Origin of the sequence: Bradyrhizobium vignae (assembly GCF_004114425.1) — a bacterium.
Taxonomy (GTDB): domain Bacteria; phylum Pseudomonadota; class Alphaproteobacteria; order Rhizobiales; family Xanthobacteraceae; genus Bradyrhizobium; species Bradyrhizobium vignae.
The window spans coordinates 69112-95010 of sequence record NZ_RDQF01000021.1 but is presented as its reverse complement, the minus strand read 5'-3'; the positions used below and the strand labels follow the sequence as shown (position 1 = coordinate 95010).

Here is a 25899-nt window from a genome sequence, read left to right as displayed (position 1 = left end):
AGCTGGGGCTGGATAGCATCTCGGTTCCGGGAGTCCAAGGCAATCAAGCGCGTTCCGAGCGCGAAAAATCGCCCAAGTATCATCCAGGTATTATCAAGGCATGATCCGGAAAGTGGGAACCGTTTTCCGAAAGATCATGCACACGGGAACCGGTAGGCCGGGATGCCGGATCCCATCTATCGGTGCATAGCTTTGCGGCGGCGTTGCGCTGGGCTTTCCTGCCACGTAAATTTCTGCTTCTAACCGCTTGCCGAACCGAGTCTTTTGCCGGACGGCAAGCTCCAGGGAAAGGCCACTGGGCAAAGGCCGCCAGGTTCCGCCGCTGACTGCATGAACGATCGCGTATCAAACAGTTCCGCCATGACGGAGTCATCTGCCGTCGAGATCGAGATTGCGACCCGCCGGCTCACGGCGGCGCTCGACGCGCTCGAAAGTGCGGTGGAGCGGCGGCGCGATGCCGATCGCGACGAGAACGAGCTCGCGGCGCGGATTCAGGCGCTCGGCGCGGATCGCTCGCGCCTTGCCGACGAGCTCGACGGCGCACTGGTGAAGGCGCGCAAGCTCGAGCGCGCCAATCGCGAGATCTCTGACCGGCTGGATTCCGCAATCGTCACGATACGCTCGGTGCTCGATACCGGAGAGGACGGATGAGCCACATCAACGTCACCATCAACGGCCGGCAATACCGCATGGCCTGCGAGGAGGGCCAGGAGGTGCGGCTGCTCAAGCTCGCCGAAACCCTGGAGACACGCATCCAGTCGCTGCGCGGAAAATTCGGCGAGATCGGCGATGCGCGGCTCACCGTGATGGCGGCGCTGACCGTGTGTGACGAATTGATCGACACCAGCAACCGTGTCCGAACCCTCGAGCAGGAGCTGACCGAGCTCCGGGATTTCCGCAACGCCGCCGTCGAGCGCGCCAGGATGACGCAGACCGCCGTGGTCAACGCACTGAACGCCGCCGCCGAACGCATCGAGAAGTCGACCCAGGTGCTGAACCGCACCGTCGGCAACGGGATTGCGATCGGGTAGGCGAGAGCCACGCGACCGGTGCGCTCCCTCCCCAGCTCGCGGGCAGGGCTATCGCATATGGGTCGTGGCTGCAGCCTGCGCGCACGCCTCGTCCTTCGAGAGCCCGCCTAAGGCGGGCGTCTCGAAGGATGGCCGCAGGGAAAGGATCTCAGATGCGATAGCCCTGCGCTCGCGGGGGAGGGTTGCGGAGAGGGTGTTTCCGCTGGGCGAGAACCCCCAGGAGGAGAGAGCCCTCACCCGCCGCGCTTCGCGCGTCGACCTCTCGCGCAAGGAGTTGCGAACCAGCCGCGACTCGGGCTGGCGATTCGTCAGTATCGTTGTTAGATTGCCTGAGCGAGGCTGCGACGTGCGTCAGGAGCCATATATCCCCGGGGCCTTATCGATCCTTTAGGGAACTGTCCCTGGCCGGGCCCGTGGGCCCGGACATATGGTGCCCACCTACTTTCGTAGGGAACTCCGGGATCGAGTGCTTCAACGGCGTACGCGGCTTCGCACTTGTCTGCTTGATTTGTTGTCTGCTTGATTTGTGCTTGTTGAAACGACTGCGGCCGGTTCAACAGGTGTCATGCTCCGCCTGGTGCGCAATTGCGTACGGGGGCGGGGCATCCAGTACGCCGCGGCCTTTGTGTGAATCACCACCGGCTCTGGAATACTGGATCGCCTGCTCCAGTGCGCAATGGCGCACAAGGCGGGTGATGACTTTGGGGGACCAGCACATGTCCAACTCGAAATCCGAGCTCCGCGCCAAAGCCCTCGCCAAGCGCGATGCGCTGAGCGAGAAGAAGCGCACTGCCGCCGCCGCAAAGCTCGCCAAGCGCGGGCTGCCGTTCAAGCTGCTGCCGGGCAGCATCGTCTCCGGCTATTCGCCGATCCGCAGCGAGATCGATCCGATGCCGCTTTTGACCAAGCTCGCGGAGGAGGGCGCGAGGCTGGCGCTGCCTTGCGTCACTGCGCGCGGCCAGTCGCTGATCTTCCGCCTCTTCCATCCGAACGATCGCCTGATGCTCGGCCCACTCGGCATTCCCGAGCCGTCGCCTGCAGCGGCCGAGGTCGTCCCCGATATCATGCTGACGCCGCTCGCCGCGTTCGACCGCCTCGGCCATCGCATCGGCTATGGCGCGGGACATTACGATTTCACCTTCGCGCATCTGCGGAAAGCCAAGCACATCGTCGGCATCGGCCTTGCGTTTGCAGCACAGGAGATCGAGACGGTTCCGGCACTATCGCACGACGTCGCGCTGGATTATGTGCTAACGGAAACGGACGTGTTCGATTTCCGGAGTTCTGAAGTTGCGCATTCTCTTCGTGGGTGACGTCGTCGGCCGTAGCGGGCGCGAGGCCGTCGCCGAATATCTGCCCGGCATGGTCAAGGACTGGTCGCTCGATTTCGTCGTGGTCAACGGCGAGAATTCGGCCGGCGGCTTCGGCATCACGGAAGCGATCTACCAGGAGTTTCTCGAGGCCGGCGCCGACGCGGTGACGCTCGGCAATCATTCCTGGGATCAGCGCGAGGCGCTCGTCTTCATCGAGCGCGCCGACCGCCTGGTGCGGCCCGCGAACTATCCGCGCGGCACGCCCGGCCGCGGCGCCGCCTTGGTCGAGACCAAGAACGGCAAGCATGCACTCGTCGTCAACGCTTTGGGCCGCGTGTTCATGACCCCGTTCGACGATCCCTTCGCCGCGCTCGAGCGCGAATTGGGAGCCTGCCCGCTCGGCGTCGCCGCCGACGCCATCGTCGTCGACTTCCATTGCGAGGCGAGCAGCGAGAAACAGGGCATCGGCTTCTTCTGCGACGGTCGCGCCAGCCTCGTCGTCGGCACCCACACGCATGTCCCGACCGCCGACCACCAGATCCTGTCCGGCGGCACCGCCTACATGACCGACGCCGGCATGACCGGCGATTACGACTCCATCATCGGCATGCAGAAGGAAGAGCCGCTGCGCCGGTTCACCACGGGGATTCCGTCGGGGCGCTTCGAGCCGGCCGCAGGCGCTGCGACGCTCAGCGCCGTTGCGGTCGAGACGGACGATGCAACGGGCCTCGCGCTCAGGATCGCGCCGGTGCGTGTGGGCGGAAGGCTGGAGCCCGCGACGCCGAAGTTCTGGTTGAGTTGACGGTCATGCAGCAATCGCCCCTGCCACCCTCCAGGGGAGGGTAAGAGCGGCGCGCTACTCCGCCGTCTGACCCCGCAACTCCGCCACGTCCTTCGCCGTCAGCTTCGAGCCCTTCGCACCGAACCGCGCCGTGACGTAGTTCGCCACCGCCGCGATCTCGTCGTCGGTATACGCATTGCCGAACGCGGGCATCGACAGTGCACCATCAGGCGTATGCCGCTTGGTGCCCGAGATCACGATCTGCGCGACGTTGGTGGCGGCGGGGTCGTTGACGGCCCAGGTGCCGGTCAGCGTCGCCATCGGCGAGACAGGGCTCTCGCCGCTCCAGCCGTGGCAGCTGGCGCAGGCGCTGGCGAACACCTTCTTGCCGCGCGCGTCCGCGGTGACGCCGTCGCGGTGCGAGGCGGGGGCGACGGGCGCCGTGGTGGCCGGCAGGTCGGGCGAGGGCTGCGGCGGCACGCTGCGCAAGTAGGCAACGATGCTGCTGATGTCTTCGGGTGCGAACCGGCTGAAACTGTGGTCGACCGCTTCACCCATCGGACCCGAGGCCGAGCCGTGGCTAGGTGCATGGCCGAGCGACAGATACGAGATCAGATCCTGATCGCTCCAGTTGCCGAGACCGGTCGCCTTGTCGGAAGAAATGTTGAAGGCGCGCCAGCCCGCCGTGATGGCGCCGGCGAACTTCTTGCGGTTGTCGAGCGCGAAGCCGAGATTGCGCGGGGTGTGGCATTCGCCGCAATGCGCCAGCGCCTCGACGAGATACGCACCACGATTCCACTCCGGGCTCTTCGAGGTATCAGGCGCAAAGCGCGTATCCGGATTGAACACCGCCGACCAGACAATCATCGCCCAGCGCTGGTTGAACGGGAAGGACAGCGTGTTCTCGGGCGCCTTGGCGCGCACCGCCGGCAGGCTGAACAGATAGGCCTTCACCGCCAGCACGTCCTCGTCGGTCATGAAGGTGTAGGACGTGTACGGCATCGCCGGATAGAGCCGCGCGCCGTCACGGCGCTTGCCGTGCTGGACCGCGTTCAGGAAATCCTGATCGCTGTAATTGCCGATGCCGGTGTCCTTGTCCGGGGTGATGTTGGTCGAATAGAGCGTGCCGAACGGCAGCTTGAAGGCGAGCCCGCCGGAATACTCCTTCTCGCCAGGCTTGGTGTGGCAGACCATGCAGTCGGCCGCCTTTGCGAGATACTCACCGCGTTCGGCCAGGCTTGCCTTCTCCAGCTTGGCCGGCACGCCCGTCGGCTTGCCGGCGCGGTAGTCCGCCAGCGCCACCTTGGTGCCGCCTGCAAAGTCGAGCGGGCCGGGCCCGCGGATGATCCAGACGCCGAGCGCCACCGCGACGATGGCGATCACGAGCAGGCTCGTGAGGATACGCATCTTGCCGCTCATGCCTTCTTCCCCGCAGCCAGCAGTTTCCGATCGATTGGCAGGCGCCGCAGCGCCACACCGGTTGCCGCATAAATCGCGTTGCGCAACGCCGGTGGTCCGGCATTGACGCCGGCCTCGCCGATGCCGCCCGGCGCCTCGCCGCTCTTGACGACGATCACCTCGATCTTCGGCGTCTCGTTGATGCGCATCATGCGGTAGTCGTGGAAGTTCGACTGCTGCACGCGGCCCTTGTCGATGGTGATCTCGCCATAGAGTGCGGCGGTGAGGCCGAAGATCAAGCCACCCTCGATCTGCGCCTTCACCGTATCGGGGTTGACCGCGATACCGGTGTCGACCACCGAGGTAACGCGGCGGAGCGTGATCTCGCCGATGTCGTCGATCTCGGCCTCGACCACCGTCGCGATGAAGCTTGCGAATGAGGGCTGCACGCAGACGCCGCGGCCGACGCGCGGAGGCAGCGGTTGGCCCCAGCCGGATTTCTCCGCGACCTGGTCGAGCACCGCCAGCATGCGCGGGTTTTTCGTCAGCATGGACTTGCGGAATTCAATGGGGTCCTTGCCCGCCTTGCGCGCGAGCTCGTCCATCGCGCATTCGACCGCGAACACATTGTTGTTCGGGCCGACGCCGCGCCAGAAGCCTGTCGGCACCGACAGCGGTTCGGCACGGACATATTCGACGTGGAAGTTGGCGAAGTCGTAGGGCGCATCGACGGCAGCGTCGACTGCATCGATATCGATTCCCTTCTGGAACGCCGGCGGCAGCCAGCGCGCCAGCACGGCGGAGCCGGCGACCTTGTACTTCCACCCCGAGACCTTGCCGTCGACCAGCGACGCCGTGATCTGATCGCGATAGACCGGGCGGTAGACGTCGTGCTGGATGTCCTCCTCGCGGGTCCACACCACCTTCACGGGGTAGTCGACCTGTTTTGCGATCTTGACCGCCGCGACAACCATGTCCGGCTCGAGCTTGCGGCCGAAGCCGCCGCCGAGCAGATGGTTGTTGACGATGACCTTGTCGACCGGCAGCCCCGCGGCCTTCGCCGCCTCCGACTGCACGCGCGTCATGATCTGCGTGCCGGTCCAGATCTCGCAGGAGTCGGGCTTCACGTGCACCGTGGCGTTGATCGGCTCCATCGAGGCATGCGCCAGGAACGGCAGCTCGTAAGCCGCTTCGAACTTGTCGCCGCTCGCCAGCGCCTTGGCGATGTCGCCGTCGGATCTGGCGATCGCGCCGTCTTTCTGGCTGGCCTTGCGCAGATCGTCCCAGATGTCCTTGGTGGAGATCTCAGCGTTCGACCCCTCGTTCCACTCGATCTTGAGCGCTTCGAGACCTTTCTTTGCCGCCCACATGTGATCGCCGATCACGGCGACTGCGTCATCGAGTACGACGACCTTGCGCACGCCGGCGACTTTCGTCGCGGCGCTGTCGTCGACCTTGCCGACCTTGCCACCAAATACCGGGCAATTGGCGATCGCGGCGATCTTCATGCCGGGGAGGATCGCGTCGATGCCGTAGAGCGCCTTGCCGTTGACCTTGTCCGGCGTATCGAGCCGCTTCAACGGCTGACCGATGAGGACGAAGTCCTTGGGATCCTTGATTGCGACATCTTTCGGAGGCGTCTGGGCCTGCGCGGCAAGCGCCAGTTCGCCATAGCCGAGCTTGCGGCCGCTCGCGTCATGCGCGACCTCGCCCTTCGACGCGCTGCAGCTTGCAGGCTCGACGCCCCATTGGGCGGCTGCGGCCTGCACCAGCATCGCGCGCGCGGTCGCGCCGGCCTTGCGCAGCGGCAGCCACCAGGCGCGGATCGAGTTGGAGTTGCCGGTGACTTGCAGGCCGAAGGTGGGATTGCCGTAGAGCTTGTCATTCGGCGGGGCGTGCTGCACCTCGACCTTGCTCCAGTCGGCATCCAGCTCCTCGGCGAGTACCGCGGAGATCGACGTGTACGTGCCCTGGCCCATCTCGACCTGCGGCATGATCAGCACCGTGCGGCCGGTCTCGTCGATGCGGATGAACGCGTTGGGCGCGAACTTTCCCTGGGTGTTGTCGAGCGGCTGCACCGGCTCGTTGATTGCGGCGCGCAGCGGCAGATGGAAGGCGAGCAGGAAGCCGCCCGCGAGACCGCCGGTCAGCAGCGAGCGGCGGGAGAGGCTGTTGCGTGCATTCATGGCGAACCTCAGGACTGGCGGCCGTTGGCGGCCTGCTTGATGGCCTCGCGGATGCGCACATAGGTGCCGCAGCGGCAGATGTTGCCGGCCATCGCGGCGTCGATATCGGAATCGTCAGGATTCGGCGTTGCCGCCAGCAGCGCCGCGGCCGCCATGATCTGGCCTGACTGGCAGTAACCGCACTGGATCACTTCGGCCTCGAGCCAGGCCTTCTGCACCTTCGCGCCCGCCGGCGTGCTGCCGACATGCTCGATGGTGGTCACATTGCGGTTCTCGACCGCGCTCACCGGCAACACGCAGGAGCGCACCGCCTTGCCGTCGATATGCACCGTGCAGGCGCCGCATTGCGCGATGCCGCAGCCGAACTTGGTGCCGGTCATGCCGAGGATGTCGCGCAGCACCCACAGCAGCGGCATGTCGGGTGGCGCGTCGAACGATTTCGTTTCGCCGTTGATAGAGAGTGTTGTTGCCATGTGCATCCCCTTGCTCGACGAGCGCTTACGGCGTCGGCGATTTGCGCGTGACCCTAATCATATCGATGCGACGCGATGAAGCTTCCAAATTCGCAGCAATGCATATTTGGGCGGTCGAAGCGGCAGACCATGACATTCACGAATTTGTGCGGCGACCGCTGCGCCTATTCCAGGCTATTTGATATGATAAACGTCATATTTCGATGCATTTTCGTCGCTTTGCGTGGTCTAACGCCGCAGATCGTCGTGCGAATGCGCAAAATCATGCGATGACGAAAATCGTGCGATTGGGAAAGTCGGGCGGCCCATTGCTGTGCCCTCTCCCCTTGGGCCCCCTTGAGGCACTTCCAGCAAGTTGAAAGCAAAGAGCTGGAAGTTGGACGGTTGCGCTCGCTGAACAGCGGCGGTCGCCGTCAAACCTGCTCGATCCTTTGATATAGCTCAAAGCGACCTCGCAGTGCGTGATCATTTCTGCGACGGAGCCTGGGGGCGTAACCTACCTGGGAGATTGCCATGTTGAAGACAGTAGTGATCGGAACAACCGCGCTCTTCCTTGCTGCCTCCTCGATTGCCAACGCACAATCCTCGCAAACCTCCTCTCCTGCGATACCGGAACGGTTAAATGCAACCGACCAGAATACACTTACGGATATGAGGGTTGATCTGGTGAAGGCCGCGTTGCAGTTGACACCTGACCAGGAAAAGCTTTGGCCGCCCGTAGAGAGCGCCATTCGTGCCAATGCGGAGGATCGGAGAGCCCGTATTGCAAAAATCCAGGAAACAGTGGGTAGAGCGGCCAACGATAGCCGTGTCGAACTCATGCGCAATCGTGACCCCATCGCCTTTTTGCAACAACGCTCGCAAGCATTGGCTCAACGTTCAGCCGATTTGGATAAGCTCGCCGAGGCGTGGCAGCCACTCTACGGTACGCTTAGCCAAGAACAGAGGCGGCGCATGGCGGCGCTCGCGATCTTTGTAATCCACGATATGAGCAACGTCGTAGATCGGCGCCGTGCGCAGTTTCAGGAGAACGAGGACTGAAGCAAAGTAGTTCGATGCTCAGGCTTAAATAGCCGCGTGTGCTCCGCCCATTATACGGCAGCAGCGGCGATGTCTGCTTTTGTGCAAGGCCGACATCCCCAGGGTTTGGCGAAGCCGAAGCGTTCGCCAGCCCATGGCAAAGCCGTTTCGGAACTCCGGATCTGTGCCCATCGCGACCGTTTGGGCGCAGCAGGGACATGTCCGAAGTGGAGCGCAGACCGGAAGTCTACTCCGAGAAAGGAGCTATATGATTTCGGTGCAGGACAGTTGGTCTTGTGGCGCCATCGAACAGCACTGTAATGCCTGTTGTGCGAAGGCCGACTTCGACAACAGTGCCGGTGCGAGCCAAATCTGGGCACCGAAGGCCCTAAAGCATGATCCGGAAAAGCGTGCAGCGGTTTTCCGAAAAGATCATGCTCAAACAATAACCTGAAGCGCGATGGTGATTCATCCTGATCCCATCGCGCTTTAGGCTCGCTCATCTTGAGTGCCGACAACAAGCCTGTCGGTCTCTGCGTTTGCCAACAATCATACTGAAAACAGAAGGGCTCAGTGTATCCGATTGGTCAGCACTTCTGCCACAACTGGAAGGCGCATAATCGTACCTCCCGTAAACCGCGCGCTGGCCAAAATCGAAACTTCGAGTGTTGCCGCCCCGATACATCGCATGCTCATCAAATCAGCTACGTTCAGGTCGGAATGCCGCAACAAGTAACTCGCGGTCGTTTCAGACCGAAACGACGGGATGGAGCAATGACAATGAAGAAGTTTTTGCTGAGCACCGTGGCCTTGCTGGCCGTGGGCATGGCCGCGCCCGCGTCGGCGGCTGATCTGGCTGCTAAACCTTACGTCAAGGCGCCGCCCCCGGTCGCGCCGATCTATGATTGGACCGGTTTCTACATCGGCGCCAACGGCGGGTGGGGCCAAAGCCACAATTGCGTGGATTTCGTCACGCTCGCAGGAACAGTCGCAAGCGGTTGCCGTGACCGTTCCGGAGGGGTTGTCGGCGGGCAGATCGGATATCGCTGGCAGACCAATCAGTTTGTGTTCGGATTGGAGGCACAGGGCGATTGGGCCGACCTCAGCAACACCCGTGTCAGCCTGTTCAACCCGACGCTTTCAACCACGGTGAAGACCGATGCCATCGGCCTCTTCACGGGCCAACTCGGTTGGGCATGGAACGCCTCACTGTTCTACGTGAAGGGCGGCGCGGCCGTGACCAGAAACCGCTTTACAATCTTCGACAACACCACCGGGATCGGGCTGGTCTCGGCAGATAACACGCGCTGGGGCGGCGCCCTGGGTGTCGGCTGGGAGTATGGTTTCGCACCGAACTGGTCGGTCGGTCTTGAATACGACCATCTGTGGATGGGACACGCCAATAACTCCTTCTCCGTCGCCGATCCGCGCCTTGCGGCCGTACTCAACGATCGGATTAGCCAGGACGTGGATATGGTCACTGTGCGGTTTAACTACCGCTTCGGCGGCTACGGCTATCCTCCGGTCGCGGCCAAATACTGACCCTCTTCTCGACGCTTTTTCCAGCATGATGGGCCGGGCAGGTTTGCCCGGCCTTTTTGTTGCATGCGGATGTCCGAAAAGATTGCGAAGCGATCTATCAGATCATCTCGAACGAACCGCCAAGCGATTGCGGAACGCATCAACGCCGCATTCGAGACCAGCGATATCGCCGAGATTTGTGACGGGCATCCAATGGGCAATCGTTCGAGGTGAAAGTGGACCACGTTCCCGACCAATGGCGGAGGAGTGGGTCCGTGAGATCGAGAGCGCGTGTCGCGAAGCGGCGCGGCATTTTTTTCAAACAATGGGGCGGCGTTCGCAAGAACCGTACTGGCAGGGCAGTATCGGGGGCGCACCTTCGATGAGATGCCGCTTGGGACACTATCGAGACGCCCGAGGTGGCAACTTCGGAATAATAGCATTATGCCCCTGTTTTGCCCGACAAGTCAAAGCGCGCCACGGCTTGCCTGCATAAGCCATTGATTTCGCACACCCCGGCTACTGTGCATGGGGTTGTTTTTCAGGTTTTTGATTCATGGGCCGCAGGAGCGCCCGTCAGCCCTGCCGGAAACCCATCCGGAAGGCGCCCCAGTGCCTGCCCAGGAGCAACTGTGTTGAAGTAGACCGGTGCAGGAGAGCGGGCACTACAGCTTGTAAGCCGTGCGGAATCCGCCCCAGTGCCGTCCCTTGACGCGGATCGGCACGTCGATCTCGCGCATCATGACCGTGCTCCCGTTGCCCATGTCGCGGGCGTAGCTCTGGACCAGGTACGAGCGCTGGTTGTGCGCCGCAGCCAACCCCGCCGGATCGTTGAAGATGCGCCGGTTGCGGCTGTTGGCGGTGTTCCAGGCGATGTCGCCCGGCCGCTGCGGATGCGAATAGATCTTGTTGTGCACCGGCAGGAAGCCGTTGCGGTCGACCATGGCGCAGAACGCCATGCGCGGGTCCTTGGCGAGGAAGGCGTCCTGAAACGGCGGCAGCGCGCGGTCGGCCCAGTCGAGATATTTCGTGCGGTATTGCTGCGGATTGGTGCCGGCGATCTCCACATAGTCGGTGTCGAAGAGGTCCTCCATCTTGACCTCGCCGCGCGCAACCGCCTGCTCGAATATTTTCGTCAGCGCATTGCCCGCCTCCATGGCACGGGTGACGAACTCCGTATTCTCCTCATGGATCGACCAGAGCTTATCCTCGATCTTCTCGTTGAGCGAGGCGTTGGGACCGACGAATTGCGCGCGGGCGCCGGCGCTGGATTGTGCGACCACGCGCAGGCGGCAGGCGCCGATGTCTTCGAGGCTGCCTTCGATCATCGCTTGCGGTGCAAGCCCGCCTGCGTCCGGGCCGCCGATGAGTACGCCTTCCATCGCGATCTCATAGACCGGCATCACGCCACGCGTGGTCTCGAACTTGAGGTGACAGGGCAGCCGCTCGCTCTTGCGGCGGTGGTCGTGCTCGCTCTGACGCAGCAGCACGGCGCAGCGCGATTTCAGCTTCCGAGCAAATGTGGTGACGGCCTTGCCGGCACTGGCGACGCTCTCGCCATGGGTCTCGGCTGCCTTGGTCGCGGCATCGATCTCGGCCGCGCTCTCGCCGACCGAGATGATGAACTCCGAGGCGCTGGCGGCGTTGCCGGAGACTTCGCTCGTGGTGGCAGTCTGCTCGGCGACCGCGCCGTTGACGGTGTCGAACACCGGGCGGATCGCCTCGATCGCCTGCGAAATGCGATGCACGGCATCCGCAGAGCCGGCGGCGTCGCGCTGCAGCGCGTCGATCTTCCGGGTGATCTCTTCCGTGGCGCCTTGCGTCTGCACTGCGAGCGCCTTGACCTCGGTGGCGACGACCGCAAAACCCCTGCCGGCGTCGCCGGCGCGCGCGGCCTCGATCGTCGAGTTGAGCGCGAGCAGCGTGGTCTGCCGCGCGATCTGCGCGATCAGATTGACGACATTGCCGATGGCGGCGGAGGATTCGCGCAAGCGATCGACGTTGGCGCGGGCTTCCTGCGCCGCGGCGCTGGCCTCGTCGGCGAGGATGCCGGCTTCGCGGACCTGCGCGCCGATGCCCTGCGCGGACTGGGTGAACTTGTCGGCGGCATGGGCGAAGGTGGAGGCGGTCGACTGCGCCGCATTGGTGCGGCCGGTAAGGGCGTCGGTGCGGGCGCGAATGGCGGCGAGCGTCGCGGCGGTCGCCTCGGCGCCGCCGGCCACGGAATTGGCGGCGCGCTCGAGCTGGCGAATCATGGCGCCGAGCTCGAGTTCCAGCAGTTCCAGGATTTCCCTGGCGGAATCGCCCTCGCTGGCCGGGGCGGGCTCGGAATGGGCCACCGGCTGCGCGGCCTGCGGAGCTGCCACGGGCGCAGCGATGTCAGGCAGACGCCTCCGAAATAGTCCGAACGCCATCACGTCTCTCTTGTCGGGGAACGGGCGGAGGCTATTTTTGCAGGCCGGAATGAAATCAGGGTTAACGATGCCCGATCTTTAGGCACGAACCATTACGGCGGCTACCTCTACAGTGCTACCTTGAGACAACCAGAGCCCTTTGATTCCGGTGGGTTGGCAGCCTATAAGGCCGCGCTTCCCACGCTCACCCTTGGCTGACGATTCCTTAAGAGACCACGCATGGCCGGACATTCCCAATTCAAGAACATCATGCACCGCAAGGGGCGGCAGGATGCCCAGAAGTCGAAGATCTTCGGCAAGCTGGCGCGGGAAATCACCGTCGCCGCCAAATTGGGTACGCCCGACCCCGCCATGAACCCGCGCCTGCGTGCCGCCGTGATCGCGGCGCGCCAGGAGAACATGCCGAAGGACAATATCGAGCGTGCCATCAAGAAGGCGATCGGCAGCGAGGGCGAGAACTATGACGAGATCCGCTACGAGGGTTACGGCCCCGGCGGCGTCGCCGTCATCGTCGAGGCGCTCACAGACAACCGCAACCGCGCCGCCTCCGACATCCGCTCCTTCTTCACCAAGTCCGGCGGCAATCTCGGCGAGACCGGCTCGGTGTCCTTCATGTTCGACCGCACCGGCATCATCGAATACGACCGCAGCGTCGCCTCCGACGACGCGGTGCTGGACGCCGCGATCGAGGCCGGCGCAGATGACGTGGTTTCCGGCGAGGGCGGCCACGAGATCTACGCCTCGACTGAAAACTATCGCGACGTCGCCAAGGCGCTGGAAGCCAAGTTCGGCGAGCCGCGCAAGGCCGCGCTGATCTGGAAGCCGCAGAACACTGTTACGGTCGACGACGAAACCGGCGAGAAGCTGCTCAAGCTGATGGACCTGCTCAACGAGCACGACGACGTCCAGAACGTCTACGCCAATTTCGAGGTGTCGGACGCGCTGATGGCGAAGATGGGTGGCTGATAGCCAGCTCCGAATTCCACTGTCTCGCCTGGCTTGACCGGGCGACCCAGTATTCCGGAGACACCTGCGAGATCCGGACAAGCCGCGGCGTACTGGATACCCCGCTTTCGCGGGGTATGACGGCATGCCCTGTGGTGGCAGCTCCTGCCCCACTTCCCCTGTTTACTTCCGTTCTGTTTCTGTTTCCCTCGGTCCGGCCAGCCGCTATCACTGGCCCATGACCGAGCTCCCGATTCGTGGCCCCGTTCGCATCATCGGCATCGACCCCGGCCTGCGCCGCACCGGCTGGGGCGTGATCGAGGCCGAGGGCAATCGCCTGATCTACGTCGCCTGCGGCTCGGTGGAACCGCCGGACAATCTGCCGCTGTCGGGTCGGCTGCTCGCGATCCATGAAGGGCTGGCGGCCGTTCTATCCGATCACCAGCCGATGGAAGCCGCGGTCGAGCAGACCTTCGTGAACAAGGACGGCGTTGCGACGCTGAAGCTCGGTCAGGCCCGCGGCGTCGCCATGCTGGCGCCCGCAATGTTCGGCATCTCTGTCGCCGAATACGCGCCGAACCAGGTCAAGAAGACGGTGGTCGGCGCCGGCCACGCCGACAAGCAACAGATCGCGATGATGCTGAAGATCTTGCTGCCGAAAGCCGAGCCGCCGTCCGCCGACGCGGCCGACGCGCTCGCCATCGCCATCACCCACGCCCATCACCGCCAGAGCACCGCGCTCCGGCTGAAGGTGGTGGGGATATGATCGGCAAGCTCAAGGGCCTGATCGATTCCTACGGCGAGGACTTCGTCATCCTCGACGTCGGCGGCGTCGGCTATCAGGTGCACTGCTCGTCGCGGACGCTGCAGCATCTGCCGTCGTCGGGTGAGGCCGCCGTGCTGTCGATCGAGACCTATGTCCGCGAGGACCAGATCAAGTTGTTCGGCTTCCGCACCGACCAGGAGCGCGAATGGTTTCGCCTGCTCCAGACCGTTCAGGGCGTCGGTGCCAAGGTCGCGCTCGCGGTGCTCGGCACGCTGTCGCCTGCCGATCTCGCCAACGCCATCGCACTGCGCGACAAGGCTGCGGTGGCGCGCACGCCCGGCGTCGGCCCCAAGGTCGCCGAGCGCATCGTCACCGAATTGAAGGACAAGGCACCGGCCTTCGCCAATGTCGATCCGGCCGTGGTGCATCTCGCTGGTGCCGTCGACGATCAGCGCGCGCCGCGCCCGGTGGCGGATGCGATCTCCGCGCTGGTCAATCTCGGCTACGGCCAGCCGCAAGCCGCCGCCGCGATTGCATCGGCCTCGCGCAGCGCAGGTGAGGGCGCCGAGACGGCGCAGCTCATTCGATTGGGTTTGAAGGAACTGGCCAAGTGAACAACGGCCGGCGCCTCTCCGAGTGGGGTCAAGGTGCGGCACGCCAGCATTTGCGGCGCCTCGGCCGTATGTTCGTCGTCGTCTTCTGCGGAACACTTTTTGCCGGGTATCTTGCAATGCTGGCGTTTTCGGCATCAGGTTGTTTTCTTAGTCGTGTCATTCGATGCTTTTCGGTCTCGCGCGACCTGATCGGATTCAGCTGGTTTGCCGTGAAAGGCTTGTTCTTGCCCGCGGCCGTTGTGGCCTTGATGGTTGCAATCTTCCTGCAAATCCGAGGCTCCGTTGTCTGGTGGAACGTTCTCGTTGCAAGCTTGCTTTCGGCGCTGGTGATTGGCTCTGTTGGAAGAACACTGAGTGAACCGGCTGAGGCATTTGTTTTGCTTGTGGTAAGTTTGATCTTCTTTGCAGGTGCTCAAGCTGCCCTTCTTATCGACAAGCGACTGTGCAGGACTTCCGCATGACCACTCCCCCCCGCATGGTCTCGCCCGAACGCCGCAGCGACGATGTCGGCGACACCGCGCTGCGCCCGCAATCGCTGTCCGATTTCGTCGGCCAGCAGCAGGCGCGCAAGAATCTCTCGATCTTCATCGAAGCGGCGCGCAAGCGCGGCGAGGCGCTGGATCACGTGCTGTTCGTCGGTCCCCCCGGCCTCGGCAAGACCACGCTGGCGCAGATCGTGGCGAAGGAGCTCGGCGTCGGCTTTCGCGCCACGTCGGGTCCTGTCATCGCCAAGGCCGGCGACCTCGCGGCGCTCCTGACCAATCTCGAAGAGCGCGACGTGCTCTTCATCGACGAGATCCATCGCCTCAGCCCCGCGGTGGAAGAGGTGCTCTATCCCGCGATGGAGGACTTTCAGCTCGACCTCATCATCGGCGAGGGCCCGGCGGCGCGCTCGGTGAAGATCGAGCTGTCGAAGTTCACGCTGGTCGGTGCCACCACGCGCGCAGGCCTTCTCACCAATCCCTTGCGCGACCGCTTCGGCATTCCGATCCGGCTCAATTTCTACACCATTGAAGAACTCGAGAGCATCGTCAGCCGCGGCGCGCGTGTGCTCAATGTCGGCATGAGCGCGGACGGCGCCAACGAGATCGCGCGCCGCGCCCGCGGCACGCCGCGCATCGCCGGCCGCCTGCTGCGTCGCGTGCGCGATTTCGCCTCCGCGGCCGATGCCGATAAGATCGATCGCAAGATCGCCGATCACGCGCTCAGCGCGCTCGAGGTCGATGCCGCAGGGCTCGACGCCATGGATCGGCGCTATCTCTCGACCATCGCTCTCAACTATGGCGGCGGCCCCGTCGGCGTCGAGACCATGGCCGCGGCCTTGTCGGAGCCGCGCGATGCCATCGAGGACATCATCGAGCCCTATCTGATCCAGTGCGGCTATCTGCAGCGCACGCCGCGCGGCCGGCTGCTGACCTCGCACGCCTTCCGCCATCTCGGCCTCGCCGAACCCTCGCGCGATGCGGCGGCGCAGTTCGGCCTGTTCGGCACGGATGACGGCGACGAGTGACCTGCTGAAGCGTCCGCCGTTCCGGCTTTGATGAACTTCCGGTAATCTCGTGCAGACGATCTGCACGAACGCACCCCAATTCCGCTCCAATCAGATATCATCAAGACGCCGCATCACCATCGAGCTTCCATGATCACGCGCCGTCATCTCATCCGTTCCATCGGCGGCCTGTCCGCCCTCGGCGTCTCGACCGCGGCCTATGGCGTCGGTGTCGAGCCGATGCTGCGGCTCCGCGTCACCCGCTATCATCCGACGCCGCGGCAGTGGCCGGCGGATCTTCCGCTGAAGATCGCCGTCGTCGCCGACATCCATGCCTGCGATCCCTGGATGCCGCTGGACCGGATCGCGGCCATCGTCGATCGCACCAACGCGCTGAAGCCCGACCTCATCGTGCTGCTCGGCGACTACGTGGCCGGCCTGCATCAGGTCACGCGCATCATTCCGTCGAGCGAATGGGCGAGGGTGCTGGCGGGCCTCAAGGCGCCGCTCGGCGTCCATGCCGTCATGGGCAACCACGATTATTGGGACGACGGGACGGTGCAGCGGGCCGGGCAGGGGGCGACCGTCGCGCATCGTGCACTGGAGGCGGCCGGCATCCCCGTCTACGAGAACGATGTCGTGCGCCTCACCAAGGACGGCCGCTCGTTCTGGCTCGCCGGCCTCGGCGATCAGCTCGCCTTCCTGCCGGCGCGACGTTTCCGGAGCATGGTGCGCTTCGGTGCCGACGATCTCAATGCGACGCTCGCCAAGGTCACGGACGATGCGCCCATCATCCTGCTCGCGCATGAGCCCAACATCGCGCCGCGCGTGCCCGCGCGCGTCGCGCTGCAACTGTCCGGCCACACCCATGGCGGTCAGGTTCGCCTGCTCGGCTGGTCGCCGGCCGTTCCAAAGCAGCAGGGCATCCGGCTTGCCTATGGTCATCTCAGGCTGAAATGCGACGTCATCATCTCCGGCGGCCTCGGTTGCAGCATCATGCCCGTTCGTGTCGGCGTGCCGCCGGAGATCGTCGAGGTGACGCTGGGGCGGACTGTGCCGGTCGTGTCCTGACACGCTTGCGCGGACCTCGGTTTTTGCGCAAAACGGGGCCGACAGCGACAAGCGAAGAGGCTCGCGACGTGACTGCCCATCTCGACGGCGAGATCCGCGACGGCCGCCACCACATGCAAGTCCGTGTCTACTACGAGGACACGGATTTTTCCGGCATCGTCTATCACGCCAATTATCTGCGCTACATGGAGCGCGGACGCACCAATCACCTCAGGCTGATGGGCGCCGAGCAGCAGGCGCTGTTCGAGCAGACCGAGACGGAAGGCGCCGGTTTCGCCTTCGTGGTGCGCTCGATGCATCTGGACTTTTTGAAGCCCGCGCGGATGGACGACGTGCTCGATGTCGTGACCTGGCCGATCGCGGTGAAGGGCGCCTCCATCATGCTGGCGCAGGAGGTGCGACGCGGCAACGACGTGTTGGTGAAAGCCGAGGTCCGCGTCGCCTTCATCAGCGGTGGCCGCGCCCAGCCGATCCCGAAGTCGATCCGGACGCTGATGAAAGCCGATTTGATTTCCTGATCGCCCGATAAGTGATCGCCTGATTTGTGATGGCCTATCGACTCCGCCAAACGCGGCGATAAATTCTCGGCCCCCGATCAACCGATGAGGCCATCATGTCGCGCCCGCCGCTTCCACCCTTCACCCGCGAGACCGCCGCGCAAAAGGCCCGCATGGCCGAGGACGCCTGGAATTCACGCGATCCCGTGCGCGTGTCGCTCGCCTATACCGAGGACAGCCGCTGGCGCAATCGTTCGGAAGTTTTTCAGGGCCGCGAAGCCATCGTCGCCTTTCTCACCCGCAAATGGGAGAAGGAGCAGGACTACCGCCTGATCAAGGATCTCTGGGCCTTCGACGGCAACCGCATCGCGGTGCGCTTCCAGTACGAATGGCACGATGCAAGCGGCCAGTGGTATCGCTCCTACGGCAACGAGCAGTGGGAGTTCGACGAGCACGGCCTGATGAAGCGGCGCGAGGCTTCGATCAACGACATCGTGATTGCAGAGAAGGATCGCCGGTTTCACTGGGCGGCGCCGGGACCGCGGCCGGCCGATGTGCCGGGGCTGGGGACGGATCCGTTCTGAGCCGCGCAGGCAACTCTCAATCCTCACGGTGAGGAGCCGCGAAGCGGCGTCTCGAACCATGCAGGCCCCGCTGGTGCAGCAGGGGCCTCCATCCTTCGAGACGCGCGCGAGAGCGCGCTCCTCAGGCTGAGGAGATCGGTTTGCGTGCCAGAAACCTCGTAATCGCCCCACCGAGCTTCGCGCTGTCCATCGGCTCCGCCAGCGACGCCCGCGCCGTCGCGACGACATCATCCGGCGCTTTCCCTTCGCGCAGTTCGCAGCAAACTTCCGCGAACGCTACATCGAATTCCGGATGCGGCTGCACTGTCAGCGTCGTGCCGTTGGCATAGAGCAGGCCAGCATGCGGGGTGAAGTCGGACGAGAGGATCGTCAGCGCGTCGTTTGGCGGCTCGATCACCTGATCCTGATGTGAGGCGGCGATCGCGACCGCTTCGCCATCGATGACGCCGTTTTCCGGCAGCACCTGATAGACGTGCCGCCCGATGCCCCAGCCCTTCTCGGATTTGCGCACGGTGCCGCCCAGCGCCTGCGCGATCAGCTGATGGCCGAAGCAGACGCCGACCATCGGTGTCTTGTTGGCGTAAGCCGTGCGCACGAAATCTTCCAGCGGCGCGATCCAGTCGAGCCCGTCATAGACGCCGGCCGCAGCGCCGGTGATCAAGACGGCCTCGAGCTTGCTCGGATCGGGAAGCGCATCGCCGTTCGGAATGCTGACGACCTCGACCGTCGCCGTCGAATCCTCGGCACGGATCATGCGTTCGAACATGTCCGGAAACGAACCGTGGTGCTCGCGATATTTCGGCGGTACCTGCCCGGTCTCGATGATCGTGATGCGTGCCATATGCCCCCAGGCTGAAACGTTGCGCGTGTGATCGCAAGCTCAGTTGCTTTCTGTCCCATGTTGCTGGTGAGGCGCTGTGCGCTCCAGCAGTGCGCTCTCCTTGCGGACCTCGTTGAGAAAGGCCTTCGCCAGACGCGACAGCGGTTCGGCTTCCGACCATAGCATATAGGCGACCGCCTGCGTCGTCGGAGTGAACGGACGGACGACGAGGCCGCTGCCGCCGTTCTGCCGCGGCGAAAAGGGATCGACCACCGCAGCGCCGACGCCCGCGGCCGCGAGCACGCAGGCCGTGTTGCAATAGCGCACCTCCACGCTCGGCTGGAACGGCGCGCCGGCGCGGGCAAAGCTGTCGCGCACGGCTTCGCCCAGCCGCGTGCCGCGCTCGAGGCCGATGAAGGGCAGGCCGGAGAGGTCCGCAGCCGAGATCACCGGCCTGTCGGCGAGCGGGTGCTGCGGCGGCAGCACGCAGACCATCTCGCCGGTGTGGACCACCTCGTGCGCGATGCCGGGATGATGCGTCAGCCCGAGCGCGAAGCCGAGTTCGGCGACACGGCTGAGCACGCCCTCGATGATGCCCTCGTAGCGGCGCACGTCGAAGAACATGCGCGTCTCCGGGCGGCGGCGCAGGAACCCTGACAGTGCCGAGGGAATGATGCTGTAGGCGAGCGGCGGCGTCGCGACGATGGCGAGATGCCCGGAGCGGTTCTCCCGCAGATCGCGCACACGGTTTTCGAGCTTGGCGTGCAGCGCGAAGATCGCCTCGCTCTCCTTGTAGAGCGCCATCGCTTCCGCGGTCGGAAACAGCCGGTTGTTGACGCGCTCGAACAGCGCGAAGCCCGCCTGCGCTTCCATCGTTTTCAGCGCATTGCTGACCGCGGGCTGCGACAGCGCCAGTTCGTCCGCCGCCGCAACCGTGGTGCGGTGGCGGATGACGGCACGGAGAATCTCGAGCTGACGCAGGTTCATATCACTGCCGGTTATACTCAGGGCCAAAAGATCATAGCAGAGCGAATTGATTTTGCAGCCCCGCTCACTCGTAATGGCAGCGGATTTGCGCATCGCATCAAAGGGTTCACTCGCCCATTGAGGCAGCACTGCGCATAGATTGGAGGCAATCTTGGTTCGTGTCCTTCGCGCCGCCGCAGCCCAAATGGGGCCGACGCAAAAAGCAGATCCTCGCGAGCACACGCTGGCGCGAATGCTCGCGCTTCTGGAGGAGGCCGCCGGCCGTGGCGCCAGCCTCGTGGTGTTTCCGGAGCTTGCCTTCACGACCTTCTTTCCGCGCTGGCTGCTCGAAGGCGAGGCGCTCGACCGGTATTTCGAGCGCAGCATGCCGAACGCGGCGGTGGCAAAGCTGTTCGACCGCGCACGTATGCTCCGCGTCGGCTTCTATGTCGGCTATGCCGAGCTGACGCCGGACGGTCGGCGCTACAATTGCTCTATCCTGGTCGATCGCGACGGCGAGATTCTCGGCCGCTATCGCAAGGTGCATTTGCCGGGCTCGGTCGAGCCTCGCGAGGGCGCGCGCTACCAGCAGCTCGAGAAGCGCTATTTTGAATATGGCGACCTCGGCTTCCCCGCCTTCCGTGCCGGGTCGGCGTGGGCCCACGCCATCATGGGCATGATGATCTGCAACGATCGACGCTGGCCGGAATCCTGGCGCGTGCTCGGCCTGCAAGGCGTCGAGCTCGTCTGCATCGGTTACAATTCGGCGGCCTACGATCCCAATGGCGGTACGACGGAAGACGGAGCCTTGCGCACCTTCCATTCGACGCTGGTGACGCAAGCCAATGCCTACATGAACGCGACCTGGGCGATCTCGGTGGCGAAAGCGGGCGAGGAGGATGGCTCCGGCCTGATCGGCGGCTCCTGCATCGTCGATCCCAATGGGCGCATCGTCGCGCAGGCGCAGACGCTGGCCGACGAGGTTATCGTCGCCGACATCGATCTCGATCTCTGCCGTCAGGGCAAGGACAAGATGTTCAACTTCGCCGCCCACCGGCGGCCCGAGCAATACAGGGTGATCACCGAACGCGCTGGCGTGATCGAGCCGGCCGTTCTCGATGCCGACTGAGCAAGTGGCACGGCGCTGGCAACGGCGCTGGCAACGGAGCTGACATGGGCAAAGGAGCTGACATGACACGCCTCTCATTTTCTCTCGCTGTTGCCACGCTGGCTGCGGTGACCTCTGCACGAGCCGCCGAGCTGCCGGCGGAGATCAAGCAGGCGGGCGCGTTGAAGCTCACGGTCAACTCCACCTATGCGCCGATGGAATATCGCGATCCCGCGACGGGCGAGCTGGTCGGGCTCGACATCGATCTCGCCAATGAGCTCGCCAAGCGGCTCGGCGGCCTCAAGATCGTCTGGAGTGAGACGCCGTTCGCCGAGCTGATTCCTTCGCTTCAGACCAAGCGCGCCGATTTCATCATCTCCGGCATCTCCGATCGCGCCTCGCGGCGCGAGACCGCCGATTTCGTCGACTACCTCGCGACCGGCCCGCAGTTCTTCGTGATGGCGGACAGTCCGGTCAAGGATGCGACCGATCTGTGCGGCAAGAAGGTCGGCACCACCCGCAGCACCAGCTTCCCGGTCGAGATCGAGAAGTGGAGCAAGCAGAATTGCGAGCCGGCCGGCAAGCCGGCGATCCAGTACGTCCCCGGCGAGAACTCGATCGACGTCCGCAACCAGCTCAAACAGGGCCGCATCGACGCCGCCGTGCAGGGCAGCGAGACGCTGCCCTATGCGCAATCCCAGGAGCCCGGCAAATACCGCATCGTCGGCGAGGCGTTTGCAAAAGGCTACCAGGGCATCATGTTCCGCAAGGACGATGCCGCCTTGCGCGAGGTGGCGACGGAGAAGCTCGCGGCGATGATCGCCGACGGCTCCTACAAGGCCATTCTCGACAAATGGGGCCTCGGGGCCAATGCGGTGGCCCAGCCCATGCTGAACGCGGCGCCGCAATGAAGCCGGCGCCGGCACTCGCAGAGGGTTTCCCCGATCTGTCGGGCATGCGGATCGCGCGCGAGCCGCACTGGTTCCGCTGGCTCAGCGCGGCCCTGATCGTCCTCGTGCTCGCGGCGATCGCGCGCGCGTTTGCGAACGGTCAGATCGAATGGTCTTATGTCGGCCGCTTCCTGACCGTGAAGGTCATCCTCGAAGGCATCGTCAACACCATGGTGATGGCCGTGCTGGCGATGATGCTCGGCATTTTTCTCGGGATCGTCGTCGCGATCATGCGGCTGTCGCCCAATCCGGTGCTGAAGTCGGTGGCTGCCGGCTACACCTGGCTGTTCCGCGGCACGCCGCTGATCCTGCAATTGCTGCTGTGGTTCAACCTGGCGCTGGTATTTCCGACGATCGGAATTCCTGGTCTGTGGTCCGCGCGGGCCGTCGACGTCATGACGCCGTTTCTCGCCGCGTTGCTCGGGCTCGGCATCAACCAGGGCGCCTACACCTCCGAGGTGATGCGCGCCGGCATGCTGTCGGTTGATGTCGGTCAGTACGAAGCGGCGCAGGCGATCGGCATGGGACGGCTGCGCGCGCTGCGCCGGATCGTGCTGCCGCAGGCGATGCGCGTGGTGATCCCGCCGCTCGGCAACGAGTTCATCGGCATGGTGAAGGCGACCTCGCTGGCGAGCGTCATCCAATATCCGGAGCTGCTGCACAACGCCGAGAACATCTACTACGCCAACTCCCGCGTCATCGAGCTCCTGATCGTCGCCGGGCTGTGGTACCTGCTTGTGGTCTCGATCCTGACCCCGTTGCAGATGCTGCTCGAACGCCGCTTTGCGCGCGGCACATTGCGGCCGGCGCGATGACAAAGCCCCTCGTCGCGATCCGCTCCGTCAGCAAGAGCTTTGGAGAGTTCCAGGCTCTCAAGAACGTTTCGCTCGACGTCTGGCCCGGCGAGGTGATGTGCCTGATCGGCGCCTCCGGATCGGGCAAGACCACGCTGCTCCGCTGCATCAACCAGCTCACCACGATCGATGCCGGCGGCATCTGGCTCGACGGCGAGCTTCTGGGCGTGCGCGAGCAGGGCGGGCGGCTGCATCGACTGAGCGAGCAACAGATCGGGCGGCAGCGGCTGAAGACCGGCATGGTGTTCCAGCGCTTCAACCTGTTTCCGCACAAGACCGCGCTGGAGAACATCACAGAAGGTCCGACCCAGGTTCAGGGGCGCAAAGCCGATGAGGTACGTGCCGAGGCACTCGAACTGCTCCGGCGCGTCGGGCTGGCAGCCAAGGCGGACTCGTATCCGGCACAGCTCTCCGGCGGCCAGCAGCAGCGCGTGGCGATTGCGCGCGCGCTCGCCATGAAGCCGATGCTGATGCTGTTCGACGAACCCACCAGCGCGCTCGATCCCGAGCTCGTCGGCGAGGTGCTCGCGGTGATGAAGGAGCTGGCGAAGAGCGGCATGACCATGATGGTGGTGACGCACGAGCTCGGCTTCGCCCGCGAGGTCGCGGACCGCGTCGTCTACATGGACCAGGGCGCGATCGTCGAGCAGGGCCGCGCCTCGGACGTGTTGGGTGCGCCGCGCGAGGAGCGCACCAAGGCGTTTCTGTCGGCTGTAATCTGAAATAGGGGGCGTGGTGATGAAGAGACTTTTGCTTGCGGCGGCATTCCTGGGCGCCATGAGTGCATCGGTGATGGCGATCGAGTTGCCGCCCGACATCGTCAAGCGCGGCAGCCTCAAGGTGGCGCTGGTGCCGAACTATCCGCCGATGGAGTTCCGCGATCCCGCCACCAACGCGCTGTCCGGATTCGATATCGATCTCGGCGAGGCGATCGGCCGCAAGCTCGGCGTCAAGATCGAGTGGACCGAGACCAGCTTTGCCGAATTCATGCCGTCGATTTCGACGGGACGGGTGGATGCCATCCTGTCGGGTTTCACCGACTATGCCAGCCGGCACGAGATCGCGTCCTTCGTCGATTATTTGCGCAGCGGTCCAAAATTCTTCGTGCAGCAGTCCCGTGCGTCCGAGTTCAAGGACATGGCTGCGCTCTGCGGCAAGAAGGTCGGCGCCAGCCGCCGGACCATGTTTCCCGCTGAGATCGACAAGTGGAGCCAGAAGAACTGCGGCAGCAATCCGGTCCAGTTCGTCGGCACCGACGGCTCGGCCGATGCGCGTAACCAGCTCAGGCAGGGCCGTATCGACGCCGCCGTGCAGGGCAACGAGACGCTGCCCTATCTGATGGACCTCGAGCCGGGCACCTATGCGCCGGTCGGCGATCCCTTCGCGACGCAGTTCACGGGCATCGCGCTGCCGGTCAAGGAAAAGGCCCTTCAGCAGGCCATGCTCGAAGCCGTCGATGCGCTGATCGCGGACGGCACCTATAAGACCCTGCTGACGAAGTGGAAACTGAGCGACAACGCAATAGAGAAGGCGACCATCAATGCTGGACAGTAAGGCACTCGAGAGCATCCCGCTCGTTCCGGCCAACACCGCGGATCCCGCGCCAAACTATCCATGGCCGAAGCCGTACACATCCGCGATGTTCCTGTCGTTCGACGTCGACGCCGAGAGCGCCTGGACCAGCAAGGACGCAGGTCACGCGCAGCGGCTCATCACCATGAGCTATGGGGGCTATGAGGCGCGCGTCGGCACGCCGAAGCTGCTGGAGCTGCTCGACCAGCTCGATCTCAAGGCGACCTTCTTCGTCACGGGTTGGTCGGTCGATGCGCATCCGGCGATGGCCGAATCGATTCTGAAGGCCGGCCACGAGATCGGCCATCACGGCTACCACCATCTGCTGCCCGATCCCGGTGATCCCTGGATCGAGGAAGAGCTGGAGCGCGGCTTCGAGGCGCTGAAGCGCCGGCTCGGCGTCAAACCGACCGGCTATCGCGCCCCTTACGGCGAGTTCACCGAGGAGCTGCGCGTCGCGCTGGTGCGCCACGGCATCGTCTACACCTCATCGTTCCGCGATGACGTGCGGCCCTATCGCCATCGTCTTGCCGACGGCAAGCCCGGCACGATCGAGCTGCCGGTCACCGCGAGCTATGACGACTGGATGCATGGCCTCTCGGCACGCTTCAGTCCGCGCTCGATCTTCCCGAAAGAGCATGTGCTCTCAATGTGGAAGGACGAGCTCGACGAGGTCCGCGACTGGGGCGCGATGGTGACGACGGTGCTGCACCCGCAATGCAGCGGCCGTCCGATGCGGCTGCGGCTGCTGCGCGAGTTCCTGACTTACGTGAAGTCGTGCCCGGATGTCTGGATCACCACCGGCGAGAAGATCGCGGAGAACTTCCTACGCCACGAAGCCGGCAGCCGCTGAGCAGTGCCATGACCCGCCGCCGCATCCTCGTCATCAACCCCAACTCCTCGGCGTCCGTGACGGCGGCGATCGACGATGCAGTGGCGCCGCTGCGGATCGCCGGCGGGCCCGACATCGAAGTGATCGGACTTGCCGAGGGTCCGCCGGGCATCAGCTCGCAGCGCGATGCCGACAGCGTCGTCATGCCGCTGGTGAACCGCGTGGCGCGCCACGATGCGGATGCGTTCGTGCTCGCCTGCTTCAGCGATCCCGGCCTGCATGCGGTGCGTGAGGCGGCCGGCGGACGCCCGGTACTCGGCATTGCCGAATGCGGCATCTTTCGTGCTCTGATGCTGGGCGAACGCTTCGGCGTGATCGCACTGTCGCCGTCGAGCATCCGCCGCCAGCAGCGCATGGTGCGGGTGATGGGCGTCGATCGTCGCTATGCCGGAAGCTGGTCCGTCGGCGCGAGCGCAGCGGAGACGGCAGGCGCCGACATCCGCGGGCGGCTGATCGAAGCCGGCCGCGCGCTGGTCACCCAATGTCGCGCCGATGTTGTGGTGATGGGCTGCGCCGGCATGGCCTCGCATCGCGCGGCGATTGCGGATGCGATCGGCGTGCCCGTGGTCGAGCCGGCGCAGCAGGCGGTCGCGGCCGCGATCGGGGCGGTCTTGTTGAACACGTAAGATCCGGT

General features: G+C 64.4%; 28 protein-coding genes and 1 other RNA gene. 23 read left to right on the top strand and 6 right to left on the bottom strand.

The features are described 5' to 3' along the window. Nucleotides 1–330 precede the first annotated feature (330 nt). From EAV90_RS19735 to EAV90_RS19715, 5 genes are all read left to right on the top strand, one after another. Nucleotides 331–651, top strand: a complete 321-nt coding sequence (locus EAV90_RS19735; RefSeq protein WP_164937020.1) for a DUF4164 domain-containing protein — start codon at nucleotides 331–333, stop codon at nucleotides 649–651. Continuing rightward, on the top strand, nucleotides 648–1031 hold the full coding sequence (locus tag EAV90_RS19730; protein ID WP_061025095.1) for a cell division protein ZapA: 384 nt from the start codon (nucleotides 648–650) through the stop codon (nucleotides 1029–1031). The genes EAV90_RS19735 and EAV90_RS19730 overlap by 4 nt, the downstream gene beginning before the upstream one ends. Nucleotides 1032–1364: 333 nt before the next feature. Continuing rightward, a non-coding RNA gene (gene ssrS, locus EAV90_RS19725) (6S RNA) lies at nucleotides 1365–1525 on the top strand. 222 nt (nucleotides 1526–1747) lie between these two features. Further along, the gene (locus EAV90_RS19720) at nucleotides 1748–2344 is read left to right on the top strand and encodes a 5-formyltetrahydrofolate cyclo-ligase (RefSeq protein ID WP_122405688.1); all 597 of its coding nucleotides are present in this window, start codon (nucleotides 1748–1750) and stop codon (nucleotides 2342–2344) included. Continuing rightward, nucleotides 2322–3146 (top strand): TIGR00282 family metallophosphoesterase, encoded by an 825-nt coding sequence (locus EAV90_RS19715; protein WP_162500449.1) that lies wholly within the window; start codon nucleotides 2322–2324, stop codon nucleotides 3144–3146. The genes EAV90_RS19720 and EAV90_RS19715 overlap by 23 nt, the downstream gene beginning before the upstream one ends. 54 nt (nucleotides 3147–3200) lie before the next feature. On the opposite strand, the gene EAV90_RS19710 is transcribed toward EAV90_RS19715, so the two are convergent. From EAV90_RS19710 to EAV90_RS19700, 3 genes are read right to left on the bottom strand one after another with little or no spacing between them, the layout of a single operon-like run. Continuing rightward, the gene (locus tag EAV90_RS19710; protein ID WP_122405687.1) at nucleotides 3201–4544 is read right to left on the bottom strand and encodes a c-type cytochrome; all 1344 of its coding nucleotides are present in this window, start codon (nucleotides 4542–4544) and stop codon (nucleotides 3201–3203) included. Further along, nucleotides 4541–6709, bottom strand: a complete 2169-nt coding sequence (locus tag EAV90_RS19705) for a xanthine dehydrogenase family protein molybdopterin-binding subunit (RefSeq protein ID WP_164937018.1) — start codon at nucleotides 6707–6709, stop codon at nucleotides 4541–4543. Before EAV90_RS19705 ends, EAV90_RS19710 begins: the two co-directional genes overlap by 4 nt. Nucleotides 6710–6717: 8 nt before the next feature. Further along, on the bottom strand, nucleotides 6718–7182 hold the full coding sequence (locus tag EAV90_RS19700; RefSeq protein ID WP_174221612.1) for a (2Fe-2S)-binding protein: 465 nt from the start codon (nucleotides 7180–7182) through the stop codon (nucleotides 6718–6720). A 513-nt stretch (nucleotides 7183–7695) separates the two neighbouring features. Between EAV90_RS19700 and EAV90_RS19695 the strand changes: the two genes are divergently transcribed. From EAV90_RS19695 to EAV90_RS19685, 3 genes are all read left to right on the top strand, one after another. After that, a complete protein-coding gene (locus EAV90_RS19695; RefSeq protein WP_129144411.1) occupies nucleotides 7696–8223 on the top strand; it encodes a Spy/CpxP family protein refolding chaperone in 528 nt (175 codons plus the stop codon). Nucleotides 8224–8982: 759 nt separating this feature from the next. Then, nucleotides 8983–9744, top strand: coding sequence for an outer membrane protein (locus EAV90_RS19690; RefSeq protein ID WP_129144410.1), 762 nt, complete (start codon nucleotides 8983–8985; stop codon nucleotides 9742–9744). Nucleotides 9745–9769: 25 nt separating this feature from the next. Beyond that, entirely contained in the window at nucleotides 9770–10219 is a 450-nt protein-coding gene (locus tag EAV90_RS19685) for a DUF5131 family protein (RefSeq protein ID WP_197711520.1), read from the top strand. A gap of 169 nt (nucleotides 10220–10388) precedes the next feature. Here EAV90_RS19685 and EAV90_RS19680 read toward each other — a convergent pair whose 3' ends face one another. Further along, entirely contained in the window at nucleotides 10389–12137 is a 1749-nt protein-coding gene (locus EAV90_RS19680) for a methyl-accepting chemotaxis protein (protein ID WP_164937017.1), read from the bottom strand. Between the two features lie 219 nt (nucleotides 12138–12356). On the opposite strand from EAV90_RS19680, the gene EAV90_RS19675 reads away from it, so the two are divergent. The 8 genes from EAV90_RS19675 (at nucleotide 12357) to EAV90_RS19635 (ending at nucleotide 18103) form a co-directional block, all read left to right on the top strand. Next, nucleotides 12357–13103, top strand: a complete 747-nt coding sequence (locus EAV90_RS19675) for a YebC/PmpR family DNA-binding transcriptional regulator (RefSeq protein WP_122405681.1) — start codon at nucleotides 12357–12359, stop codon at nucleotides 13101–13103. A gap of 217 nt (nucleotides 13104–13320) precedes the next feature. After that, nucleotides 13321–13848: a crossover junction endodeoxyribonuclease RuvC gene (gene ruvC / locus EAV90_RS19665; RefSeq protein ID WP_122405679.1), complete on the top strand. Its 528-nt coding sequence runs from the start codon at nucleotides 13321–13323 to the stop codon at nucleotides 13846–13848. Beyond that, entirely contained in the window at nucleotides 13845–14462 is a 618-nt protein-coding gene (gene ruvA / locus EAV90_RS19660; RefSeq protein ID WP_122405678.1) for a Holliday junction branch migration protein RuvA, read from the top strand. Before ruvC ends, ruvA begins: the two co-directional genes overlap by 4 nt. Beyond that, nucleotides 14459–14923: a hypothetical protein gene (locus EAV90_RS19655; RefSeq protein WP_129144408.1), complete on the top strand. Its 465-nt coding sequence runs from the start codon at nucleotides 14459–14461 to the stop codon at nucleotides 14921–14923. Before ruvA ends, EAV90_RS19655 begins: the two co-directional genes overlap by 4 nt. Next, nucleotides 14920–15972, top strand: a complete 1053-nt coding sequence (gene ruvB, locus EAV90_RS19650; RefSeq protein ID WP_129144407.1) for a Holliday junction branch migration DNA helicase RuvB — start codon at nucleotides 14920–14922, stop codon at nucleotides 15970–15972. Before EAV90_RS19655 ends, ruvB begins: the two co-directional genes overlap by 4 nt. A gap of 129 nt (nucleotides 15973–16101) precedes the next feature. Next, nucleotides 16102–17022 (top strand): metallophosphoesterase, encoded by a 921-nt coding sequence (locus tag EAV90_RS19645; RefSeq protein WP_129144406.1) that lies wholly within the window; start codon nucleotides 16102–16104, stop codon nucleotides 17020–17022. 68 nt (nucleotides 17023–17090) lie between these two features. Beyond that, nucleotides 17091–17540, top strand: coding sequence for a tol-pal system-associated acyl-CoA thioesterase (ybgC, locus tag EAV90_RS19640; RefSeq protein ID WP_027577544.1), 450 nt, complete (start codon nucleotides 17091–17093; stop codon nucleotides 17538–17540). Nucleotides 17541–17635: 95 nt separating this feature from the next. Beyond that, a complete protein-coding gene (locus EAV90_RS19635) occupies nucleotides 17636–18103 on the top strand; it encodes a nuclear transport factor 2 family protein (protein ID WP_122405674.1) in 468 nt (155 codons plus the stop codon). A gap of 121 nt (nucleotides 18104–18224) precedes the next feature. On the opposite strand, the gene EAV90_RS19630 is transcribed toward EAV90_RS19635, so the two are convergent. Further along, entirely contained in the window at nucleotides 18225–18944 is a 720-nt protein-coding gene (locus EAV90_RS19630) for a type 1 glutamine amidotransferase (RefSeq protein WP_122405673.1), read from the bottom strand. Between the two features lie 39 nt (nucleotides 18945–18983). Continuing rightward, nucleotides 18984–19910: a LysR family transcriptional regulator gene (locus EAV90_RS19625; protein ID WP_122405672.1), complete on the bottom strand. Its 927-nt coding sequence runs from the start codon at nucleotides 19908–19910 to the stop codon at nucleotides 18984–18986. A gap of 151 nt (nucleotides 19911–20061) precedes the next feature. Between EAV90_RS19625 and EAV90_RS19620 the strand changes: the two genes are divergently transcribed. From EAV90_RS19620 to EAV90_RS19590, 7 genes are all read left to right on the top strand, one after another. Next, a complete protein-coding gene (locus EAV90_RS19620) occupies nucleotides 20062–21018 on the top strand; it encodes an N-carbamoyl-D-amino-acid hydrolase (RefSeq protein ID WP_129144405.1) in 957 nt (318 codons plus the stop codon). A gap of 62 nt (nucleotides 21019–21080) precedes the next feature. Further along, entirely contained in the window at nucleotides 21081–21908 is an 828-nt protein-coding gene (locus EAV90_RS19615; RefSeq protein WP_129144404.1) for an ABC transporter substrate-binding protein, read from the top strand. Then, nucleotides 21905–22762, top strand: a complete 858-nt coding sequence (locus tag EAV90_RS19610) for an amino acid ABC transporter permease (protein WP_162500446.1) — start codon at nucleotides 21905–21907, stop codon at nucleotides 22760–22762. Before EAV90_RS19615 ends, EAV90_RS19610 begins: the two co-directional genes overlap by 4 nt. After that, on the top strand, nucleotides 22759–23523 hold the full coding sequence (locus EAV90_RS19605; protein WP_129144403.1) for an amino acid ABC transporter ATP-binding protein: 765 nt from the start codon (nucleotides 22759–22761) through the stop codon (nucleotides 23521–23523). The genes EAV90_RS19610 and EAV90_RS19605 overlap by 4 nt, the downstream gene beginning before the upstream one ends. Before the next feature lie 16 nt (nucleotides 23524–23539). Continuing rightward, entirely contained in the window at nucleotides 23540–24355 is an 816-nt protein-coding gene (locus tag EAV90_RS19600) for an ABC transporter substrate-binding protein (RefSeq protein ID WP_164937016.1), read from the top strand. Then, the gene (locus tag EAV90_RS19595; protein ID WP_122405667.1) at nucleotides 24342–25226 is read left to right on the top strand and encodes a polysaccharide deacetylase family protein; all 885 of its coding nucleotides are present in this window, start codon (nucleotides 24342–24344) and stop codon (nucleotides 25224–25226) included. Before EAV90_RS19600 ends, EAV90_RS19595 begins: the two co-directional genes overlap by 14 nt. Before the next feature lie 8 nt (nucleotides 25227–25234). Next, nucleotides 25235–25891, top strand: a complete 657-nt coding sequence (locus tag EAV90_RS19590) for an aspartate/glutamate racemase family protein (RefSeq protein WP_129144401.1) — start codon at nucleotides 25235–25237, stop codon at nucleotides 25889–25891. Nucleotides 25892–25899: the final 8 nt, after the last annotated feature.

Excerpts from the sequence above, each read along its gene's own strand:
- EAV90_RS19735 (WP_164937020.1), top strand. The coding sequence starts at position 331 with ATGAACGATCGCGTATCAAACAGTTCCGCCATGACGGAGTCATCTGCC.
- EAV90_RS19730 (WP_061025095.1), top strand. The coding sequence starts at position 648 with ATGAGCCACATCAACGTCACCATCAACGGCCGGCAATACCGCATGGCC.
- EAV90_RS19720 (WP_122405688.1), top strand. The coding sequence starts at position 1,748 with ATGTCCAACTCGAAATCCGAGCTCCGCGCCAAAGCCCTCGCCAAGCGC.
- EAV90_RS19710 (WP_122405687.1), bottom strand. The coding sequence starts at position 4,544 with ATGAGCGGCAAGATGCGTATCCTCACGAGCCTGCTCGTGATCGCCATC.
- EAV90_RS19705 (WP_164937018.1), bottom strand. The coding sequence starts at position 6,709 with ATGAATGCACGCAACAGCCTCTCCCGCCGCTCGCTGCTGACCGGCGGT.
- EAV90_RS19700 (WP_174221612.1), bottom strand. The coding sequence starts at position 7,182 with ATGGCAACAACACTCTCTATCAACGGCGAAACGAAATCGTTCGACGCG.
- EAV90_RS19695 (WP_129144411.1), top strand. The coding sequence starts at position 7,696 with ATGTTGAAGACAGTAGTGATCGGAACAACCGCGCTCTTCCTTGCTGCC.
- EAV90_RS19690 (WP_129144410.1), top strand. The coding sequence starts at position 8,983 with ATGAAGAAGTTTTTGCTGAGCACCGTGGCCTTGCTGGCCGTGGGCATG.
- EAV90_RS19685 (WP_197711520.1), top strand. The coding sequence starts at position 9,770 with ATGATGGGCCGGGCAGGTTTGCCCGGCCTTTTTGTTGCATGCGGATGT.
- EAV90_RS19680 (WP_164937017.1), bottom strand. The coding sequence starts at position 12,137 with ATGGCGTTCGGACTATTTCGGAGGCGTCTGCCTGACATCGCTGCGCCC.
- EAV90_RS19675 (WP_122405681.1), top strand. The coding sequence starts at position 12,357 with ATGGCCGGACATTCCCAATTCAAGAACATCATGCACCGCAAGGGGCGG.
- ruvC (WP_122405679.1), top strand. The coding sequence starts at position 13,321 with ATGACCGAGCTCCCGATTCGTGGCCCCGTTCGCATCATCGGCATCGAC.
- ruvA (WP_122405678.1), top strand. The coding sequence starts at position 13,845 with ATGATCGGCAAGCTCAAGGGCCTGATCGATTCCTACGGCGAGGACTTC.
- ruvB (WP_129144407.1), top strand. The coding sequence starts at position 14,920 with ATGACCACTCCCCCCCGCATGGTCTCGCCCGAACGCCGCAGCGACGAT.
- EAV90_RS19645 (WP_129144406.1), top strand. The coding sequence starts at position 16,102 with ATGATCACGCGCCGTCATCTCATCCGTTCCATCGGCGGCCTGTCCGCC.
- EAV90_RS19635 (WP_122405674.1), top strand. The coding sequence starts at position 17,636 with ATGTCGCGCCCGCCGCTTCCACCCTTCACCCGCGAGACCGCCGCGCAA.
- EAV90_RS19630 (WP_122405673.1), bottom strand. The coding sequence starts at position 18,944 with ATGGCACGCATCACGATCATCGAGACCGGGCAGGTACCGCCGAAATAT.
- EAV90_RS19625 (WP_122405672.1), bottom strand. The coding sequence starts at position 19,910 with ATGAACCTGCGTCAGCTCGAGATTCTCCGTGCCGTCATCCGCCACCGC.
- EAV90_RS19615 (WP_129144404.1), top strand. The coding sequence starts at position 21,081 with ATGACACGCCTCTCATTTTCTCTCGCTGTTGCCACGCTGGCTGCGGTG.
- EAV90_RS19610 (WP_162500446.1), top strand. The coding sequence starts at position 21,905 with ATGAAGCCGGCGCCGGCACTCGCAGAGGGTTTCCCCGATCTGTCGGGC.
- EAV90_RS19605 (WP_129144403.1), top strand. The coding sequence starts at position 22,759 with ATGACAAAGCCCCTCGTCGCGATCCGCTCCGTCAGCAAGAGCTTTGGA.
- EAV90_RS19600 (WP_164937016.1), top strand. The coding sequence starts at position 23,540 with ATGAAGAGACTTTTGCTTGCGGCGGCATTCCTGGGCGCCATGAGTGCA.
- EAV90_RS19595 (WP_122405667.1), top strand. The coding sequence starts at position 24,342 with ATGCTGGACAGTAAGGCACTCGAGAGCATCCCGCTCGTTCCGGCCAAC.
- EAV90_RS19590 (WP_129144401.1), top strand. The coding sequence starts at position 25,235 with ATGACCCGCCGCCGCATCCTCGTCATCAACCCCAACTCCTCGGCGTCC.